This window comes from Eubacteriaceae bacterium Marseille-Q4139 (assembly GCA_018223415.1).
Classification (GTDB): Bacteria; Bacillota; Clostridia; order Lachnospirales; family Lachnospiraceae; genus CABSIM01.
Genome location: JAGTTQ010000001.1, coordinates 1,976,953 through 1,997,371, shown reverse-complemented (window position 1 = coordinate 1,997,371; position 20,419 = coordinate 1,976,953). Strand labels below are relative to the sequence as shown.

The 20,419-nt window shown below is 40.2% G+C and carries 16 protein-coding genes; 2 read left to right on the top strand and 14 right to left on the bottom strand.

Features of this window, described 5'->3' with window-relative positions:
- Window positions 1–29 precede the first annotated feature (29 nt).
- The 14 genes from KE531_09475 to KE531_09410 form a co-directional block, all read right to left on the bottom strand.
- Window positions 30–287: a hypothetical protein gene (locus KE531_09475; protein MBR9953839.1), complete on the bottom strand. Its 258-nt coding sequence runs from the start codon at window positions 285–287 to the stop codon at window positions 30–32.
- A gap of 281 nt (window positions 288–568) precedes the next feature.
- Window positions 569–1,690 (bottom strand): NAD/NADP octopine/nopaline dehydrogenase family protein, encoded by a 1,122-nt coding sequence (locus KE531_09470; GenBank protein ID MBR9953838.1) that lies wholly within the window; start codon window positions 1,688–1,690, stop codon window positions 569–571.
- Window positions 1,691–1,712: 22 nt separating this feature from the next.
- The gene (locus KE531_09465) at window positions 1,713–1,907 is read right to left on the bottom strand and encodes a hypothetical protein (protein ID MBR9953837.1); all 195 of its coding nucleotides are present in this window, start codon (window positions 1,905–1,907) and stop codon (window positions 1,713–1,715) included.
- Window positions 1,904–3,727: an aminotransferase class I/II-fold pyridoxal phosphate-dependent enzyme gene (locus tag KE531_09460; GenBank protein MBR9953836.1), complete on the bottom strand. Its 1,824-nt coding sequence runs from the start codon at window positions 3,725–3,727 to the stop codon at window positions 1,904–1,906. The genes KE531_09465 and KE531_09460 overlap by 4 nt, the downstream gene beginning before the upstream one ends.
- Window positions 3,728–3,748: 21 nt before the next feature.
- On the bottom strand, window positions 3,749–5,848 hold the full coding sequence (gene yidC / locus KE531_09455; GenBank protein MBR9953835.1) for a membrane protein insertase YidC: 2,100 nt from the start codon (window positions 5,846–5,848) through the stop codon (window positions 3,749–3,751).
- Between the two features lie 105 nt (window positions 5,849–5,953).
- Window positions 5,954–6,853, bottom strand: a complete 900-nt coding sequence (locus tag KE531_09450) for a hypothetical protein (protein MBR9953834.1) — start codon at window positions 6,851–6,853, stop codon at window positions 5,954–5,956.
- 7 nt (window positions 6,854–6,860) lie between these two features.
- A complete protein-coding gene (locus tag KE531_09445) occupies window positions 6,861–8,276 on the bottom strand; it encodes a hypothetical protein (GenBank protein MBR9953833.1) in 1,416 nt (471 codons plus the stop codon).
- Between the two features lie 25 nt (window positions 8,277–8,301).
- Window positions 8,302–11,394, bottom strand: coding sequence for an HAD-IA family hydrolase (locus KE531_09440; protein ID MBR9953832.1), 3,093 nt, complete (start codon window positions 11,392–11,394; stop codon window positions 8,302–8,304).
- Window positions 11,395–11,410: 16 nt separating this feature from the next.
- Complete coding sequence (locus KE531_09435; protein ID MBR9953831.1) at window positions 11,411–12,883, bottom strand: class I SAM-dependent methyltransferase; 1,473 nt, start codon at window positions 12,881–12,883, stop codon at window positions 11,411–11,413.
- 10 nt (window positions 12,884–12,893) lie between these two features.
- Complete coding sequence (locus KE531_09430; GenBank protein ID MBR9953830.1) at window positions 12,894–14,144, bottom strand: ABC transporter ATP-binding protein; 1,251 nt, start codon at window positions 14,142–14,144, stop codon at window positions 12,894–12,896.
- A gap of 9 nt (window positions 14,145–14,153) precedes the next feature.
- Complete coding sequence (locus tag KE531_09425; GenBank protein ID MBR9953829.1) at window positions 14,154–14,954, bottom strand: ABC transporter permease; 801 nt, start codon at window positions 14,952–14,954, stop codon at window positions 14,154–14,156.
- 13 nt (window positions 14,955–14,967) lie between these two features.
- The gene (locus KE531_09420) at window positions 14,968–16,350 is read right to left on the bottom strand and encodes a hypothetical protein (GenBank protein MBR9953828.1); all 1,383 of its coding nucleotides are present in this window, start codon (window positions 16,348–16,350) and stop codon (window positions 14,968–14,970) included.
- Window positions 16,347–17,378, bottom strand: coding sequence for a glycosyltransferase family 2 protein (locus KE531_09415; GenBank protein ID MBR9953827.1), 1,032 nt, complete (start codon window positions 17,376–17,378; stop codon window positions 16,347–16,349). Before KE531_09415 ends, KE531_09420 begins: the two co-directional genes overlap by 4 nt.
- 21 nt (window positions 17,379–17,399) lie before the next feature.
- Complete coding sequence (locus KE531_09410; GenBank protein ID MBR9953826.1) at window positions 17,400–17,597, bottom strand: hypothetical protein; 198 nt, start codon at window positions 17,595–17,597, stop codon at window positions 17,400–17,402.
- Between the two features lie 306 nt (window positions 17,598–17,903).
- Between KE531_09410 and KE531_09405 the strand changes: the two genes are divergently transcribed.
- Both KE531_09405 and KE531_09400 read left to right on the top strand, forming a co-directional pair.
- Window positions 17,904–19,136, top strand: a complete 1,233-nt coding sequence (locus KE531_09405; GenBank protein MBR9953825.1) for a DUF2791 family P-loop domain-containing protein — start codon at window positions 17,904–17,906, stop codon at window positions 19,134–19,136.
- Window positions 19,114–20,391 (top strand): SEC-C domain-containing protein, encoded by a 1,278-nt coding sequence (locus tag KE531_09400; protein ID MBR9953824.1) that lies wholly within the window; start codon window positions 19,114–19,116, stop codon window positions 20,389–20,391. Before KE531_09405 ends, KE531_09400 begins: the two co-directional genes overlap by 23 nt.
- The last annotated feature ends 28 nt before the right edge of the window (window positions 20,392–20,419 follow it).

Sequence of the window (20,419 nt, the reverse complement as noted above, 5' to 3'; positions counted from 1 at the left end):
CTTTATTATCCATCTTTTCCCACCACCCCTTACTTTGTTTTAGCGTCTTCTTTTTCTGCCTTCTTTTTTAAACTCTGCTCTAAGTGTTCCATTTTCTTCCGTTTAAATGCTAACTTGATTTTTTTCCAAAAAATACCCACAGTAGCACCGGCCGCAATTACTACACCGGCTACAATCTGAATAAGATAAGACGTTGTAGCAGGGTCAATGTAAGCATATGATGGGAAACTGAACAGCATAGAAAAGGCTGTCGTAAAATAAGCGTACTTTAAAAAGTTCTTAGTCATGATTTTATCCTCCTATTTTTTGTTCTCGTAAGTTTTCTTAATCAAATCCAAAATTTATCCTTTGGCGGAGCTAAAGAGATCTTTTTCGTTGTTTCAGTCATCTCATAAAATAAGTCACCTCAATTATAAAATTATCAAAAAATTCACCAAGCTCCGCCGTTCTGTGGATAATACTCCATTCCTTCAACCGTATAATTAAAAATCTGCGCAAATTATCTCTTTGTGGGAGAAAAAATATTAACTTACCCCTCTTTTTTCTTGGTATATTGAAACCAATCCCTTTATTGATTATAAAAAATCCCTAATTCTTCCAAAGTCGTAATGCCATAGTTTTGGGGAATCGCTGTCTCTGCTAAATCAGCTCCTTTAAATTTTCCATCAAAATAATATTGCTTTCCCGTGATTTGACAATACCATTTAAGAATTTTGTCCATATATGGGGCTGATAAACCTGCAACTTCGATAAAGCCGCGTAAAATGCAGAGACCATACGGAAAATCTTCCAAAAAATAACGTGAGTTAAAATCCGGAATGTAATTTTCTCCCCGAAGAGACATTGGAGAAGTAATATTTTGCAAACTTTTTATACTTTGCATTTTATCAGTTAATTCCGAAATCGTTTCTACTCCATAATGCTCTTTTAACGGAATAACTCCCTGCAAATTTATATTCTGCGCAGCTTCGATTCGACGGCATAATGCCTGTAATTCGGCATCACATTCTAGCATAACTTCTGATGCAAAGTTGGTCCATTCTCCATAGAACAAAATATTTCTTGGCCAAGTCATTCCTTCTTTATAATCGCCAAATAAATCGAATACTCTTGCCGTATGCAAAAGAGGATTGGATGGTGTAAAGGTTACGGTCAAATAATTTTCTAATGGAGTACATTCCATTTCAAAAAGTTCAGACATTAATGCTGCAACAGATACCACTTCTGTTTTGGGCAAGGCTGCTATACGAACCTTTTTCTTTTTAGCTACGTTTACACATTTTCCATACGTTTCTAGCCTTGACACATGTGTAACCCGATCAAATCCTGCCAAGATACCCCCTTTTTCCAATAACCCCCTACATAAAAATTCTGCCCCGCCAGTTCCAGGCATTACACAAAAAATTGTCCCGGGGGCCAGATAAGGCTCACAACGGCGAATTTCTTGCTCCATTAAAAAGGAAGGAACCGTTAGGAAAACTACCTGCGCATCTTTCACTGCCTTTTCAGCAGAGTCAGTAATATCATTCAATATTGCCTGGAAGCCTTCCCCTGTATCTGTATCATGGCTAAATAATTCCTTTTTCCAATTAGTCGGATGCCCGGTTAGCATTGTAACTTGGTTTTTCCTTGCCAAATCTGCAGCAATAGCAGTGCCGATGTTTCCGCCTCCGATGACACAAATTTTCATACATTTTCTCCTTTCGTATTTTCTAAAACGAGAGTAGAAGTGCCGACGGCATACAATTATAGAAGACTCCCGGGATTCCGGGCTTCATGCTGATTTTTGTCGGAAGAAATGCATCTTTCTTCATCTTAAGCCCTTCCTCTACCCATTGGTAACATTGGAGAGGCGTGGGAGCCATAGCCTTTATTGTTTCAAAATCCATGATTTTCATTTCCTTCATGCCCTTTCCTTAAAAACTTCTTTTACAGCTGCCAGAAACTTATTATTGTCTTCCGTATTTCGGACAGAAATGCGTATAAATTGCCGGCTGCTGTCATTTATTTTTTTCGATAAATCTTTAATGAATAAGTCATGGTGCACCAGCAGAATTTTCGCCAGTTCCTTCGAGGAATATTCTTCCAGAATCTCAGCCATAATGTAATTCGCCTGTGTCGGCAATATGCGAAGCTGTTTAATCTTTTTCAGTTCCGCAATAAAGCGCTGACGCTCTTTTCGGAATTGTACCAGGGCAGTTTTATAATCCTTTTGGTATTTTTCTGCAATCTGCATGTAAAATTCTCCAAAGGAATTGATGTTCCATATAGAAACATCTTTCTTTATCCGCGCAATGAGCTCCTCGTCTCCACTGGCGATCACTCCCAGACGAATTCCCGGAACCCCATATGATTTGGAAATGCTCTTGATAACGATCAAATTTTCATATCTGTTTAAGATTTGTTCGCTTATCAGCGTATTATCCTCTTCATCCGAGAAATCACAGAAGCTTTCATCAATCAAAAGCCGCATTCCCTTTTTCCTAGCCCACTCACATAAACGAAGCAAATCACACTTTGGTATGTAATTCCCCGATGGATTATCTGGATTTACCACAATCAGCATTTCCAGGTCGGAATCTGCAAAGAAAGTCATGAGGTCATCTGCTGTATAAGAATAGTCCTCATTCTGTGGAATGAATACAGAACTTTTTTCCTTGTCATAACGATTGGGATATTCCTCAAAGGTTGGGCGAACAAAACCTATTCTTTCATGACTGCCTTCCATAACAGCCTTTATCAGCTCCGCCGCTCCATTTCCCACCGCGATATGTTCCGGGTGAACACTAAAATTCTTAGCTGCCAGAAGGGCATTTACGGCAGCTCCTGATGGATATTGAGTAAGAAGCTTTTCAAAATTGGATTTCATTTCATCCATTAACTTTTGGGGCGGAAAATACGGATTTACCAAATAACAAAAATCCAACAGCTTGGGATATCTCCAGTAACCGCCGTATCTCCGCTGCAATCTGTTTAGCTTTTCTTCATCTGCCGGCGCAAACATGGAAGAAGCAATATCCAGATCCTGAATATCATCAATTTCATACCATAGCTGCCCATTCAGCCTTTTCCCCTTAATTTCCGGTTCATCCAGCATGGTAATGACTCGGAGAACCTGTTCATAATACTCGTTATTCCCTAATGCTTTTGAATATGCATCCAAAAATGGGACATAGTGAGTTTCAGAAAAATGTCTGCTGAATTTATAAACATTCACTGTTTTATAGTAGTAGGGAATGTCTTCAAATTTAAACTTCTTTCCCGGAACGAACTCTCGAATAGAGTCATCATCATCCAGTTTAACAACGGTTCCATCCATCCAGCTTTCATATTTATCCACAAGCGCGAGCGTAGGACGCGGATCCTCCATGAGCACATCCAAAATAGAATCTTCAAAAATAAGATCTGATTCTAAAAGCAAAGTATCATCTTCACAGAGGCAGTCTTTCGCGAGCGCCAAAGAATAGATATTATTCGTCTTATCATAAATTGGATTTGTAATAAACTGTATTGGTGTCTGTATGGAGAGCGTCCCGATATAATCAATCAGCTTCTTCCCCTCATATCCGACAACCAAAATGATCCGTTTTAAATTTCGTTTGTCCAGTTGGGTCAGCATCCGTTCAATCAACGTGACACCATTGACCTTAACCATGCATTTTGTGTTATCGGCGGTCAAATCCTTCAAACGTTTTCCCATACCTGCCGCTAAAATAATCGCCTGCATGTTCATCCTCCTATCCGTATTTTAGAAATGTTTTTCTTGCCGCTTCTCCATAATGCGATCTATGATATATTGACCGCCGATTTCTCCGCTGTGTCCGATGTTAAATACATAAGACTCCACCAGACGGTCAATATTGCTGACATACGCATCCTTTTCTTCTTCCAAAAGCCTTCTCACTGCGATGTTTAAGCTTCCAAGCTCATCTTTATTTAAAGAAATGCCAATTTGATCCCGGAGTGTAATATCCAAAGGCTGATTTTCGTATTTTATGTACTCTTCATTCAGCACCTTCATTTTGGTATTGATAAACAGGGACGGCTTCTTTGTTACATAAGAAAACTCATATGCGATTCCGGACCAGTCAGTAATAAGAAGGTCTGCATCAAAAACTGTGCTGTTGGAGGAAAAATCTGTCTGCAATACAACATTCGGGTATTTTCCCGTACCATATTCTTTTTGGATTTGATTCATTTTCCCTGCAAACCGCTTAATAAATTCCGGATGAGGGCGAATGATGATTTGATAATCTGTCTGTGAAAGCTGAGCAATCATTTCATCCAGACAGCTCTCTAAAATATTGTCTTCCTGCCACGAAGGCGCAATTAAAATCTCTTTTTTCTTGTGCTCTGACTGCTCGTCCGCCTGGTAATCCGCCAACATATCATCAAACAGACCGTATCCGCACTCAATCAGTTTCTTTTCCGGAAGCTGGTACATTTTTTCTGTCTCGCGAATTTCTTTCATCTGATGCGGTCCCACACAGAAAATAGTGTCAAAATGGTCATACGCCCCCTTATTTACCACCATGTTTGTACTTAATAGGCCATGGAAAATATAAATGTACTCCACATCCTTTTTTACATAGGAGCGTTTTAAATGGAAGGTGTTCAGATCCGGCGTAGTCATGGCCATAATTTCTGAATCCACCTTCATGAACAGTGGAATCAACCGGTTATCATCAATAAAGTATGGGCGAATCTGCGGGTGATTCTTCTTGAAAATAGCATCATGGGGATCACTGGTTACATAATGGATTACAATATCTGAATGCTCCAGAATATACTCAATGATGTTTTTAAAGTATTTGTAGAAACCGCTTTTTTCCGCATAGAAAATCACTTCTTTTTCTTCATTCCGGCAGAATTCCTTATAATCCCTCTTCGCCTGAAGCTTTTCCTCTTTTGTCAGCTTCAGTTTTTTTGCCATTTCCCGGCTCTCAGCCAAAGCAATTTTGCTTTTCTCAAGCGCATCATAATCAATATAATCTTTAGGTTTATACATCCAGTTCACTGCATACATAGCAGCAATGGCAAATAGATTGCTTGCTGCCCAGTAAATCCCAACGCCTGCCGGAACAATAAAACCAAAATACAGGGAAAACAGAACCAGAAAAATCGTCATCCCCCATTTTCCCCAAAAGCTTTGCTCTCTCTGAAGGACATTGACACGATTCTGGCAAACACAAAGGAGTGCGGAGCTTGCGCCGGCAATAAGCGGCACCAAAAGCAGAGTATCCCAATTACTGAGAGACGGGAGCGCTGAAAGATTGATCCCGCAAAAATTCATGTCAAAGTTCCGGATCGTTTGAAGAACCGCCGGCATATCAACGCCCGATACCTGAAGATTCGAGAAAGACTCTGTATATAACGGGTTTTGAATCAGGCTAATGGCAGAAACCTGTATGGAACTTCCCGCTTCAGAAAGCCCCAGAATCTCCATGGTATGCATGGTCAAAGCCTGGATGGCCGTCTCCGGAAGACGCAGGAGATGGCTTAACGGGTTATAGATTACCTGCATGACCCCAAGCACCAGCGGAATCTGTATCAGCATCGGAATCAGTCCTGCAAGAGGTTTATAGTTTTCTCTTTTGTACAGTTTAAGCTGTTCCTCGGACACTTTATCCGGGTTGTCTGCATACTGGGCGGAAATCATATTCAGCTCTGGCTGGAGCTTAATCATTTTGATCGAATTTTTCTGCACCATGATTGTCAGCGGGAATAGAATAATTTTAGTTATGAATGTAAATAGTATGATCGCCAGGCCGTAGTTTGCAATAAGGCCATAGCAAAAGCGCATGACCGCACCTAGCGGTACGCCTAGAAGGTTGTTTAATACGTCCATTGTGTTGTTACCTCGTGGTTTAATGTTGAATTATTTTTCTATTGAAATACTTTTCCTGTTGGAATCATTACATCCCAGATTTAATACATCTTTTGTCAGTCCACATTATAGCTGTTGAATTTCTATGGTCGGCTTAAAAGAAAACCATTTCTCACCATTAATAACAAAAACCGTAATATCATCCGGGGATATTTCCGATGTTCCAATATCAATAACTGCATCTATTCCTGCATTTTGACTTCTTAAGTTACTTTCATACCCTACCAAGTCCACTCGGCTATAAGGATAGGCTCTATAATATTCGTCTTTCCCATTTACATTTTTAATATTAATAACTACCTGTTGTTGTGTACTATCCATACCATCCAAAAACCCCCACCCAGTCAGATATAGTATATTATTTTGAACTTTTAAAGAATCAACCCATCCATACCCCAAGGCTTTTTCTTCCGGCATTGAGTGAGGTGCTGTAATTGTCTCTGACTCAGCATAATGTTTTTCTAAGCCCATATTGTTTCTTTCAAAAAATATATTAGTTTCCACAAGCCCCAATTCCCCCTCATTCCCTCTGCTGCTTAAAAACATTTGATAAACTCCCTGTTTCATTGCAAGTGAAGAAAATGAGATTCCAAATCTGATATTTTCATTGGAAATGTTTAGTCCCTTGCCTTTTAGCATAGCTAAAACATTATTTTCCGGAAAGATTTCAGCCGGTATTTCATATATTTCTTGATCTGATTTAAAAATGATTGCTACTTCTTTTTCATTCATTGCATCATCTGGCTGGCTTACCAACCACCCATATATTGAAATAGTATTTAATAAATCGGCTGACAATGTTGTCTCATCAATCCAATAATATATTGATGAATTCACTTCACTGGGCAATTCATCCAATTTTCTAATTTCGATATCCTTATTTGCAAACAAAGCAATAATCTTTGTTGCATTGAACATCCACAAAAAAATAATTGCAAACAAAAGTAAACTTTTTTTATTGCGCATAATTACCTCACTTAGATTCTAGCGGAACAGTTTCCAGCATCGCATAATCTAATCCAAACACTTCATTCAATATTTTTCTGATTGTATTAATTCCAGACAGGCCTTCAATATTGAAATTCTCTCCCCGAAAATATACACTATTGAAAATCTGGCATTTATCAATATCACTAAACTCTTCCCTGCCTCTAGCTGAGTGGTCAGAGCAGATTACTATTATTGAATTTCTATCATACTCAACCAAGTGTTCTGCAATATCCAGCATCATATTCGATGCATATTGATATTGTTCCAAATAGTATTTTTTATTTCCCCAATTTAGCCGATTTTCTGCGTTAATAAGATTTCCATTTTTGTCTGCTACAAAAGCGGTATGCGGTAGTTCCACATGAAATAAAACAAAATTTCCACTATTAGGAGTCAAATAAAGTTGTTTTATATACTCACTATTCTTTCTCAAGCTCTCCAGTTTTGTTGAAGTATTTTGCTGTACAAAAGGACCCAAAATTGTGTTTTCAAACACTATTTCATTAAAACTCTTGCCTTCTAATGTCGTACTCTCTAAAGATGCTGCATCAGAAGCGTCATCCAGCCCATAAAAATCCGCATCTCCAATACCCTGGATCTCATACCCATGTTCCCTTAATATTTGAAACAGCAGGTTATTTTTTCTCGCTTCTGTAATAACACTTCCCATGCTATCATCCGCTTCATCTTCCATATCAAAGCAATAATCTAGATTCATAATATTTGTCATACATATTTCTGTCATATATGCTTCATTTTTACTTGAATATGAAATATTAAACCCCATCTCTGTCAATTTGTCAGTCACGGAACTGTTGTCGTATTCATAATACTTTTTCATAAATTCATTACTGGAATACTCGTCAAAAACTAAATAATATATATTAGGCATCCCCTTGTCAGTAAGGTTTGCACTGATGGTGTCTGAACTACTATGTATATTAGTATTTTGTAAATGATCCACTACGACTGGAGTCAAATTAATCGCCACATAGATATTAGCTAGTATGCTTATTCCTATAAGCCCTGCTTTTACACTCTCATCCGATATTTTTTTATTAAACCAAATCAACGCCCCCCATATTACCAAAAGGATCGTACACATATGCCAGTATTTCATTGCCGGTATAATTATTTGAACACCTTTCAAAAAAAGCATAAAATAATCACAGAGTACAACCATACAAAAAGTAATTAAAGATGCTCTTTTAAATTGCCTAAGAAGTATTAGATTAATAAGCAAAATAGCACCAAGAAGTATTTCGAGAAGAATAATAGGATTAACAATCTCCTCTAAATTAATTTCTTTAAAATTTTGCCCATAAAGAAAAATTACTGGATATGCTGTGATGACTACTAAAGACCATAGTACCATCATTCTCTTAAGCAAAGATTTCATACCTCTACTCCCTCACATTCCGTCTTTATTTCAAAAACACCCGATATACTTTTCTGCATATCTTAAATATAACCGGCCTGTTTTGCAGCTCAAACCACAGACGCGTTTTAAAGTTCTCTTTATCCGCTGCCAAATAGACAACAAACTTTAAAAATCTGCTTTTTCCTCTCATCCTTTCTAAAAGAGTCTCACTAAATGAACTTACATTTACGCCCACCGCTTCCACATCATTGGTCATATCAAAGTTCACGAGCTGCTGATGTAAGAAATCGGAAATTTTTAATTTTTCACGGGCTCCATATACTGTATCCTCGAAAAAGGAAGCATCAAAAATTTTTAAATCTTCCTGTTTCATGTAGCGTAAGAATCCTTCATATGGATATGAAATTTCTATGGGTTTCAATGGCAGTTCTTCATAATGAGCTCCAAATATGCGAATAAAATCATCTATAAACTCCAGCGCCCCATCATGAATTTTCTGAACAATAAATTTGTCCTGATAGGATTTCGCCTCCATTTCAAATACGGGCTCTGTGATTCCTCCATTTTCTCGTTTAAATCCAACACAGGATGGTTCAAAAGATGAAAAAATATGTTCTCTAATCATTCCTGTCATACAAGGGCTAAAATCATAGAATGTATGGATTCTGAACCCATGTTTTCTGCTCTCCATCTGATATTGCTTATCATCTGAATGAACGAAAAACACGTCGATTCCCCGCCCCGCCGCTTCAGATATTGCACCTTGGATACGCCCGCTGTACCCCATATCCACCGCCGCCGCTCCTTCCGATATGCATGCATAATAAGACGAACAGAGTTCTTTCGCCTTTTTATGTTTTGTCGGGTCGTATGCATATGTAAGAAACAATGAAATAAACCGCTTATATTGTTCCCTGTTTTTGAAACAAGCAGCACTATTTATTTTATTTTCCTTCAATATGTTTGAAAATTCTTTCTCTATCCCATCCCTTATACAGAATGTTAGAATGCTCATCAATGTTTGTGGAGAGTGGTTAGTAATCTCGACTGGCATATCATAAAAATCATATGGATTTGCCAGAATATAAGGCATCAATGCCTTTCGAGAGGTATATAAGTATTCTGCAATTGGTGCATCAGGGTACACGCGCCGCAGACGGTTATAGGCCAGCATGGGAAGATATCCGTCACGAGACGTAAAATACAACTTTTTATATCCATATGCCTGGCTTTCCTCGATTAGCCACCTGACAAAGCCCAGTAAATGCATTCCCAATGGATAATAACCAATAAAGTAAGGATCCTTATTGAAGTCACTCTCTCCATTAAAATACCTATATGGATTATCAAAATACCGATTCGCTGCTAACGCATGTAATGCCCCATATCCCATTGAATTCTTATATTTTTTTCGTTCGACAATATCAGAGCAGGCATAATCACCAATAGTAGCACACATATTTGTCTGTATTCCCTGGATCTTATTTTCCATTGCATCCTTTGTTTTCGGAAGGAAAAACGTCTGGATTCCTAGCGCTTGTGGCCTCTCAATATCATTGCTCCATGTATCTCCAATATGGAGCAGCTGCTCCCCTTTAATCTTCAAGCTGTTCAATACATGGCGAAAGAGGGAGCCTGTATTTTTGGTCAAGCCTATGTCTGAAGAGAGGAATAGATGTTTGTAGCCTTTATAACCAAATTGCTCTAATATTTCAGTGATCGTACTTTTGCTCAAATACATATCTGAGGTCAAAACAATATTTTTCCCGAGCGCAACCGAAAAATCAAACAATTCTTTTCCAGAGCCTCTCACTGCGAGCATTTCCTTCTCCAGTTTAATTTCCAGATTCATCATTTTTTGTGTAACGGCTTCCGGAATATCATAAGCTTCTCCAATCACACGGTAAATCTCATCTAATACCAGGTCTTCTGCTTTGGGATGTATCTTTCCCCACTTTTCTCTTGCAAGTTTCTCCCCGTTAATTCGTATTTTCTTAAAGGAAGCTCCTGTTTTCATCAACTCATGAAACATAGGGTCCAAAAAGGCAAATACGTCTTCCGGTCTGTAAAGCGGGCGCACAACTAGCGTATCGAATATATCAAAGCTGATCCAGTCAAACCTTTTATCTGCTATCAAATCTTTAGCATATTCTAAGCCACCGTTCCATGCAGTCATCTGTGTATTAAAAAAATGATCTTCATACTGTACTTCTTCTCTTAGTCCAGGCTGCAGTTCTTCTATTAATTCAAAAGCAACTCCTTTATCTGCTCCACTATAAGTTGTTTGAGCATGATTTTTCCACATTTTGGCATAATACTTCCGAAAGTTATTATAATGTGCCATAATGGTTTCATCTGCAGACTGCGATTCCAGAAAATCTTTTACAAAGTCAAAGACAGTAATGATATCTTGTAAATTCTTTGAGAATTTTTTAATCGGTATATTCGAGGAATTCGTTGACGCGTTCTCATTTTCACAATAAAAGTAGCCATCATTATCAACAGAGGCAACCCGATTAGCGAAATAGAAAATCACAGAAGAGAAGGCAATATCCTCTGTCATTATGACATGTGTATTAATCTTTTCAAAATAGCGAATTCCCTCTTCCCATAAATTCTTTCGGTAGATTTTATTCCAAATAGTATGCCAGGAATAACATAAGCCTTCCTGCTCCCAAAATTTTGCACGTACTGCTTCATGGCCACAAATCGTAGGGAAGCGAAGGCTGACATCATGAAAATTATATATCCAGTGCGAACCATCCAGCTTCTCTATTACAGTTCTGCCTATAACAATATCGGCATCTTCCTCTTCCGCCTTACATATCAACTTTCTATAAAAATCTCTAGTCACATAATCATCACTATCTAAAAAAGCAATAAAATCCCCAGTTGCATGGCGATATCCCGTCAGCCTCGCCAGAAAAAGTCCTTTATTTTTCTCATGTTTCAGATATTTTAAAGAAAAAAATTTACCTTTATATTTTTCAATAATTTCATCCGTATTCCCTGGCGAACAATCATCTACAACTATTACTTCAATCTGAGCATAGCTCTGTTTTAAAATACTATCCAAGCATCTCTCCAAATACCTTTCCGTATTATATACAGGAATTATCAATGAAAGAATTGACATAACCCCCATCCTCCGTCTATTTTTCTTTGCCCTTTAAAAGTCTGCTTAATTTATATTCCATCGTCTTTTGATACTTAATCTGGAGTTCATTCACTGCTTCACAGAGTCCAAGCACCTCTGTTTCCAACCGTTTTGTTTCTTGTTCACTTGCCAAAATTCTTTTCTCATAATTTTGGCAAGATGTTTCCATCTCTTCTTTCATTTTTTTAATATTGTCATCCCTGCTCCGGATGATTTCCTCGTAGCTCCTTCGATAAGCCTGGACTTCCTCTTCCATTTGTGCTACTTGTTTTTCATTTTCCAGGAGCGCACTATGATACATCTCCTGAAGATCCTTTTCATCCCCTTCCAGCTTTTTTATATAAGCATCTTTCTGAGAAATCGTATCTTCATAGGCATTTTTAATATTCTCTCGCTCTGACTCCAAACTCAAAATGTAAGAATCTTTCTCCTCAATCGTTTTTTGGTAGTCTTTCTTGACGCTCTCTCTTAAAGATTCAAGCTCTTTTATATAAGCATCTTTTTGCGACACCGTATCTTCATAGACATTTTTTATAGATTCTCTTTCGGATTCAAGCTTCAAAATATAGGCGTTTTTCCCATCTATTGTCCGCTGATAATCCTCACGTACCTGCTCTACGGCATTTTCCAGTCTTGAAATATATAAATCTTTCTCCTGGGTACTTTTTTCGTATCGCCTTAAATGCGTATCTTTAATTTCTATCTGCTCTTTTAAACTGGAGATATAAAAGTCAGCATCCAAAAGTTTAAAATGAGCCTTTCTCATCTCATCTTTCAGTTCAACATCATAAGTATTGTTTAAGGCCTGATAGTGGACCGGTACATAGCTATTCTTAAATTCTTCATAAGTTTCCTCACATAAAAATAGAATCCCCAGCCCCATGCTAAAATCAAATTGAAGATGATAAGGATTTTCCTCTGTTAATTCTCTCCAAAATTGACAGGAGCCCATCGTCTGGCCATCAATCTTATCCGGGCTAATGTCATGGAACAAAATTATCCCATCTTTTTTCACCTTATTTTTCCAAGTTACAAAATCATGTTGAACATCTTCATAATGGTGAGATCCATCAATATGGAGAAGATCTATGGTTTCGTCTCTAAAATGTGATACTGCCTCATCAAAGGTCATTCTTAACATCTTTACATATTTGTCTGAATAACAGGCATCTTTAACTTTGCAGAAATCATGATACACGTCCTGCTGATAATCTGTCTGCGTAAAATCGTCTCCCCGCCAGGTATCCACTCCATAAAAAACAGATAGTAGCTGGAAATCTTTAATGGCCTGAGCGATTGCAAAGGCAGAACAACCATAATAGCTTCCCAATTCTACTACCGTATGCGGCTTCCAGTTTGCCATTAAGTCATAGATAAAATTTCTGTGCCCTGACCACGGGGAGTATCGAAGAAGGTCTACATTAATCTTATCGCATTCAAACTCTGGGCTATAATAATTCCATTTCATCCAGTTCGCCTCACTCCATCGCTGTAATATTTAGGTTTTCCATTTCCTGATTAAACACTCCAAAAATTGTTTTGCCATTAACAGAAGCGCTGATATGGATTGCATGGTTAATCCAACATTCTTCTACTTGATTCAATACCTCTATTCCATCTCCAATTCCGAGAGTAATGAAATAATCTCCCTCCCGGATTTCCGGCCAGCTAAACTCGAATGTTATTACACTGCTTCCTCTGTGCAGCACAAATTGTTCCACGTGGGAAGTCAGGCTTGTCTGACCAAAAACTTCATTGCCGTACTTGTCTCGTACCTGATACCCAATAATTAAATTTTCCACCTCTCGTTTTGCATCAATCAGCATGGATATCTGAAAAAGGGAATTTTTCTGGCACGCTTCTCCAAAAGGAATTCCATCTACCTCATAATAAAATTTACGAATAATTACATCCATATTACCGCTATATTGTTTTAGCTGTGGTATTTTGTAATTTTCAAAATCTGCCAATCCCTGACGAAGAACATTATCATTATGCTTTATTTCTCCCTGTTTCACCTGAAAATATCGGGTAAGTGCCTCCTGCGGCTCTCCATTAAAAATCAAATTTCCCTGATGCATCACAATAATTCGTCTGCAAAACTTTGTGATTGCATTCAGATCATGTGAAACAATCAACACGGTTGATCTACCAGCAAGTTCACGAATTTTTTTGTAACATTTTTGCTGAAAAAAAATATCGCCTACACTTAGCGCCTCATCCACAATTAAAATATCCGGTTCCACATTAATAGCTATTGAAAAAGCAAGCCGTACAAACATCCCTGACGAGTAGGTCTTTACTGGCTGATAAATAAAATCCCCAATATCTGCAAAGTCTAAGATAGACTGTAACTTTTTATCGGTTTCTTCTCTGGAGTATCCCATCAACATGGAATTCAGATAAATATTCTCCATGCCTGTGTACTCTGGATTAAATCCTGCTCCAAGTTCCAAAAGGGCCGATATCTTTCCCTGAATATTTATTTTTCCGGACGAAGGCGCAATTACACCTGTAATAATTTTTAAAAGCGTTGATTTGCCAGAGCCATTTACGCCAATAATACCAACGCACTCCCCTTTTTCCACAGAAAAGGATATATTCTGCAATGCACAAAAATTTGTATGGTAAGATTTCCCATCTAAAGAGAGAATCTCCCGCACCTTATCCTTTCTATTTTTATAAAGAGGATATGTTTTGCTGAGTTCATTAACCTCTATCACATTCATTCTAATCACCTACAACTCATCTGCAAAATGCGGCCGAAGCCTTGAAAACAAAAGGCCACCCGCTGCAAAAACAGTAACAGCTACTCCCCAAAAGTATGTGGTATAAACAGGATGCTCCCAAAACCCAATATGATAAATAAAGCTCTCTCTATATCCTGACACAATATAGTACATGGGGTTCAATTTGAGCACAGTAACTACCCATGGCTCCATATTGTCCGGATTCCAGAAAATTGGGATCGCCCAGAAACCAACTTGCAAAAGAATTGAAACCACCTGTATAAAATCCTTAAAAAGAACGGTAACAGACGAAATTAAAAAAGAAATCCCGACTCCCAGAAATAGCAAGGCCGCCGAATAATAAACGGCCTGCAAGCAGTAAAGAGATAGAGCTTCACCATACACCAGATACATAACAACAATAAATCCAACAAAAAAAATGTGCACGAATAATGCCGAAACAACTTTAACGACTGGCAGAATCTCCACATCAAAACGGACTTTTTTTACCAGATAATTATATTCTTGCATGCAGTATGCACTAAAATTCATTATATCTGAGAAAAAGAGCCAGGGCACAAATGCCGGAACAAACCAAAGAATATACGGCATATTATCCACCGGCGTTGATTTAAAACCCATCTGAAATACAAACCAGAAAACAACAATCGTAAACATCGGTTGAACAAATGCCCATATCGTTCCCAGTAGAGAACTTGCAAATTTGGCTTTAAAATCATTTTGGGCCAGATCAAATAACAGTTTACGATCCTGATAAATTATAGTAATGATTTTTATTAAGTGTTTCATTCGATTATCCTTTTCAAGTAAAAATCTTATATACTGCTTTAATAATATAAGAAAGCATGCAATCTACCCTCATGAAATAGTTCCACGGAAAGGGAATCAGTGCAGCCGTCCCTTCCCTCCAGCCGCTTGTCACAGTATGTTCCTGCATATCCTTTTTTGTGATTTTTTTCCAGCAGCGAACTAAAATCAAATTCTGCCAAATATCCTTAGCTGACATTATTCGTGCGAGCGGAAGCATATAAGCTTCTGTCGTATCATCACAAAATGGGATCATTCCATAAACTTTCGCCTCTTCTTTTGAAGGAAATATCATAGAAGAGACCAAAAGCCTCTTTATTGTCTTTCCAGATTTTCCTGTCTTATCTTGTAATTCATTTTTCTGTTTACTACACATCACCCAATGCATTGCGTATTTCCGAATAAACTCTATCTGTTCTGCCTCATACCAAACATTTATGTGCTGATTCAGTACGGGACAAATATCTTCTTCTTTTTTATATCCTATCGTCATGCCATGAGATGCCATGCACCAACATTCAAACAAATTATTATTAAAAAGAACCCAGGTTATCGCCGCACTTTTTTTGCCGTCGAAATAGTAGCTCTGATATCTTCCATCCTCTGGCGCCGTTCTACTCTGGATCCCAAAATAGTAACCTGTAATCTCAACATGTTTATGATAGATATTATCCAAAATCATTCGTAAAGTCCGCTGCATGGAGCCAGTCCAACCACTATCAACCAGTGCAAATGCCCCATCTTCCCCTAGCCCTTCCTGCCTGAAGTACTGTTCTATAAGTTCCAGCTGCTCTCTCGAAAGTTTTTTCATCCGCCGGTGAAATTCCTCGCACTGTTTCAATGCATTCAAAAAGCGTTTTTGAGCATCAAGGCATAAGTACTCATTTGCAGCATCGGCTTCATCATATCCCAAAAGCCCTAATATATAGATGCAGTCCTCTTCAGACATACCAGTCCTTTTCAATAACAAGTTCGGAGTGCACTCTATGCTGTCTCTGCCAAAATATCTCCAAAACTCTTCATTGTTTATAGAATATAAAGCTTTTCTCAATGCCAAACGGCTTACATATAGATATTTGAATTCTATTTGACTAAGGAGCGCATCATCAATTATTTTGGCAATATCAAGCATTATTTTTCCGTCTCGGGCCAGAAAAAACAATTTATTGATATGCCTTTCTCGCGCATCACTGATAACCCATGCGATGTAAGAAGTTAACACTGGGCCAATTACAGTATTGCACACCTCATAAACGGTGGAAATTTCTGGGCATTTAATGTCAGGCCGTCTTTTTAATCCATAAACTGCCGATGAATAGAATGTATGCATCGCCTTGTCAGCCTTTAAGATTGACAAGTACCTTTTAGTTTTTTTCATATTCGCCCCATCACTCGCTTTATCCATCTGCGAGCGTGAACAGCTCCCAGAATCAATTTTGTATTACCTATATTCATAAAAAAACGATATAAAGAAAATTCTAAGGAACTAGCCCTTCGAGGCGATGCCAGACTTAATACCTCATTTACCTCATTTTCATTTAATATTTCATTTATTATCCTTGTAGTTTGTGCATAAGGCATCTCAGCAGATATGGCTTTCTCGATATTTAAAAAGCATCCTCGCAGATACATATCTCCAAGTAGAATTGGTTCTGCATGTGGAGCAATTGTTTTAACAAATTGGCTTATGTCCCGATATACCTGGTTATTTCTTTCAATTAGATCGTTTCTCCATTCAGCAGTCAGAGTATTTTTTCCCCTGCATATATAGTGGTAACCCATACTAGGACAAGTGCAAAATACTCTGCAGTGATTCAAATAGGCAACATTAAACGGAACATCTTCAGCAAAAAAAGTATTTTCACAAAACATTATTTTGTGCTCATTGATTATGTGGGTTTTATACAGTTTATTCCACACGTGTATAAATAAATCATAGGAAAAAGCAGGAATTTCCTTATCAAAGAAAAACTCCTCAATCTCACTCCTGCAATATGGTAATTCCAGTCTTACTTTTTTTGGCTTTTTTCCATTTCGCCAGAATTCTCTGGTATATCCTGCTAAAACCAAGTCTACGGACTGTTTTTCCAGGGACAAAAGCATACCTTGATAGTACTCGGGCTCTACCCAATCATCTGCGTCCAAAAAGGCTAAATACTCACCCCGAGCCTTTTCTATACCTGCATTTCTCGCCGCACTCAGTCCTTTGTTTTTCTGCGCGTAATAAAATATCCGCGGCGATTGCTCTAAAAATGCCTTGCATATATCCCGTGTTTTATCAGATGATCCGTCATTGATTATTATCAATTCCCAGTCATCCAATGTTTGCTCTAAAACACTTCTGATTGCTATTGCAATGGTTTGCTCTCCGTTAAAAACAGGTAAAATAATAGAAAGAAGAGGCATAAATATTCGCCAGCCTTCCATTTAACTTTTAAGCGCTATTAAATTCTTCCTATAATCGTACTTATCCCCTCTTCCCCGAAAAAACTCACCACGCAAAAAAAACGCCAGCCTCCTTCCCAAGCTGACGGTTCCCAAAATCCTATTCCTATCCCCCTCAAAACTTACCGCTCTCCTCTTCTCCCCTCTCTCACCTCCCTCATCTCCCCCATACATCTCCAATAATTCCTCTCTTTCCTCCCCACCGCACTGTCCAGCTTCTCCCGTATCTCCTCCCTAGAAAGCAACCAATCCGGCCGCAAAAGCCCGGCCTCGAGGCACCGCCTCAGCTCCACCAGCTTCCTCGCATCCCCGCCGCGCAGGCTTATACGGCAGAATCCCTCGTCGCCATGTCCAGGGAAATGGCCGGTGTATCCGCCCCGACAGCCGTAAGCCCGGAAACCGCAGAAACCATTTTGGAGCACGCGCGCCTTGGGAACATCGGCATCTCGGGACTGATTAAAGAGGCAATGGCCGGAGATGAAAAAAATGTTTGATATGGAAGCAAGACACATTATCGAATCCCTGCGCTCCGGAATCCCCTCCCGCGCCGTCGGTCAGTATTTTTCCGACGCCAGGCCGCAGCTCATGAAAGAGATTTCCGGCCGTCTGGAACACACCGCCGAAACCGGCATCTCCAACGGCATGGTAATTTCCGGCAAATACGGCGAGGGCAAAACCCACATCCTGAACACAGTTTTCAACATGGCCCACGCCAACCGCATGGCCGTCTCCTTCCTCTCCCTGAGCAAAGAGACTCCCATGGACAAGCTGCATCTCGTGTACCAGAAAATCATCAGCAGCACCTACCTGCCCATGCGAAATCAGCCCGGCTTCCTCCATCTGCTGGATCAGATGACGCCTGGAAGCCCGGCCGCAAACGAACTTCTCCTCTACTCCGCCAAGGGCCTGGAGACCGACAAGCTGTACTACCTCCTGCGCTCCTATCTGAACACGGAAGATCAGGAGGAAAAGTTCCAGCTCCAGTCCGACCTGGAGGGCGATTTCGTCGGAAATGCCGTCGTGAAGCGCATCTATAAGCGGATTTTCAATGAAACAGCCAAATATTCCGTAACCTTCAGCAAAACCAAGCACTGTATGGATTACTTTTCCTTCATGAGCCATCTTTTCACAAAACTTGGCTGCCGCGGATGGGTCATCCTGATCGATGAGGCCAAGCTCATGGGCCGTCTTGGGAAAAAGGCCAGGCTGAACGCCTACCGGAACATGGCCTCCTTCCTGCGCCCCGGTGAAAATCTGGACTCCGTCTTCACCATGTTTGCGCTGAGCGCCTCCTATGCCGAAGATGTGATCGAGGGAAAACACGAATTTGAAAATCTGGCAGAGCTTTATCCCGACAACGAAGAACCCATGAAAACAGTTCTGAACATGCTGTTAAAGGCGCCTCAGCTTCTGCCGCTCACGAAAGACGAGATTCGCCGCGTTCTCGCCCAGATCCAGGAATTCCACGGACGGGCATACGGCTGGAACCCGGAGGTTTCCACCGATTCCATCCTCAAGGCGACCCAGTCCGGCGGCTATCTCCTTCGGACAAAAATCCGGGCCGCCATCGAATTCTTTGACCAGCTCTACCAGTACGGCGAAGCCGGCGACACAAAAATCAACGAACTTGGCGCCGAAACCTTCGAGGAAGACGGCACGCCGGAGTTGGAATCTGTCCTCGGAACAGGAGAAAATCATGAAAATATTGACAGCTTTTGACAAGCATGACCGCGGAGAAATAGCTTCCTTCCTGGAAACTCTGACGCCCGATGAACGGACGCTGGCAGAAAAAGTGTTCTCCGCCTGCGACGGCCAGGATTTTGAGCAGGCCGCCCAATTCTGTATGCAGCTTTTAGACAGAAACCCTGATCTGCCGGCAATCCTTCTGCTGCTCGGACAATGTCTCTTTGCCACCGGCGATCTGAGAACCGCAAACCTGGTTTTTTCAGACCTCATACAGGATCATCCGGATGAAGAGATTCCCCGCATCTATTACGCCATGACGCTCCATGGACTGGGATACTACAAAGAGGCGGTTCAGCAGTTTCGCCTGCTTTACCCGCTCGATGACTATTACCCGTTTTTCCTGAATTCCTACGCGAATACCTTGCAGAAACTTGGGAAGGACGCGGAGGCCCGCCGCCTTTTCCGGGAGGAAGCCTCTCATTTTGAGGAAACAGGAAGCTTTGCCACTGCCGAAATGCTGGACGGCACCTTCCAGAATCTTCTTTATCTGGATGTCAAACTGGCCAATGGATGCTATGATACGGATATGGCGCTCTACCAGCGATTCCTTTCCGCAGTGTCCATGGACGATTCCATGAAGGAGCATCTTGTTAATACGCTAATCCACTGGGACACTCTGCTGGATCTTGTGTGGTACCGCCCAAAATACCGGGCTTTCCTTGATTTCATAAGCGAGAAAGGTTTTCTGGCCGGAGAAGAGGAAAAAGACTTTCTGGAGACTGCCTATATGACGCTGGAATTTGTGGAAAGCCGGACGGATTCCCAAGCGGCATCTTTTCCCGCCCAGTTCATCGGATTCCTTTCAGAGCTTGGACGCGGCCTCCAGTCCGAAGATGCGGACGATAAATTCCTCATACACTCCTATTTCTGGTACATGTGCCGCTACTATCCTGGCCACGAAGCAGAAATCCGGAGCCTGGCCGGGAAATATCCTCATACCTTCCGCCTGGCGGACGATTTTTTCGCCCGCGTCCATGAAGACGCAGAAAAAGAGTCCGGCCGCCTCCTGGCGGAAATGCTTCCGCTTTCAGACTTCAAGGATTTTGGAGCCCTGGAGAAACATCTGACGAACCTTTACGATTCCATCCAAAAACAGACAAAAAGCGAAACCTATGTATATGATTCCGATACTCCGTACAGAAGAAGCGGAAAAAAGATCGGCCGCAACGATCCCTGCCCCTGCGGCAGCGGGAAAAAATATAAAAACTGCTGCGGAAAAAACGCGTAAAAAGAGGAGCCACTCCTGGCTCCTCTCT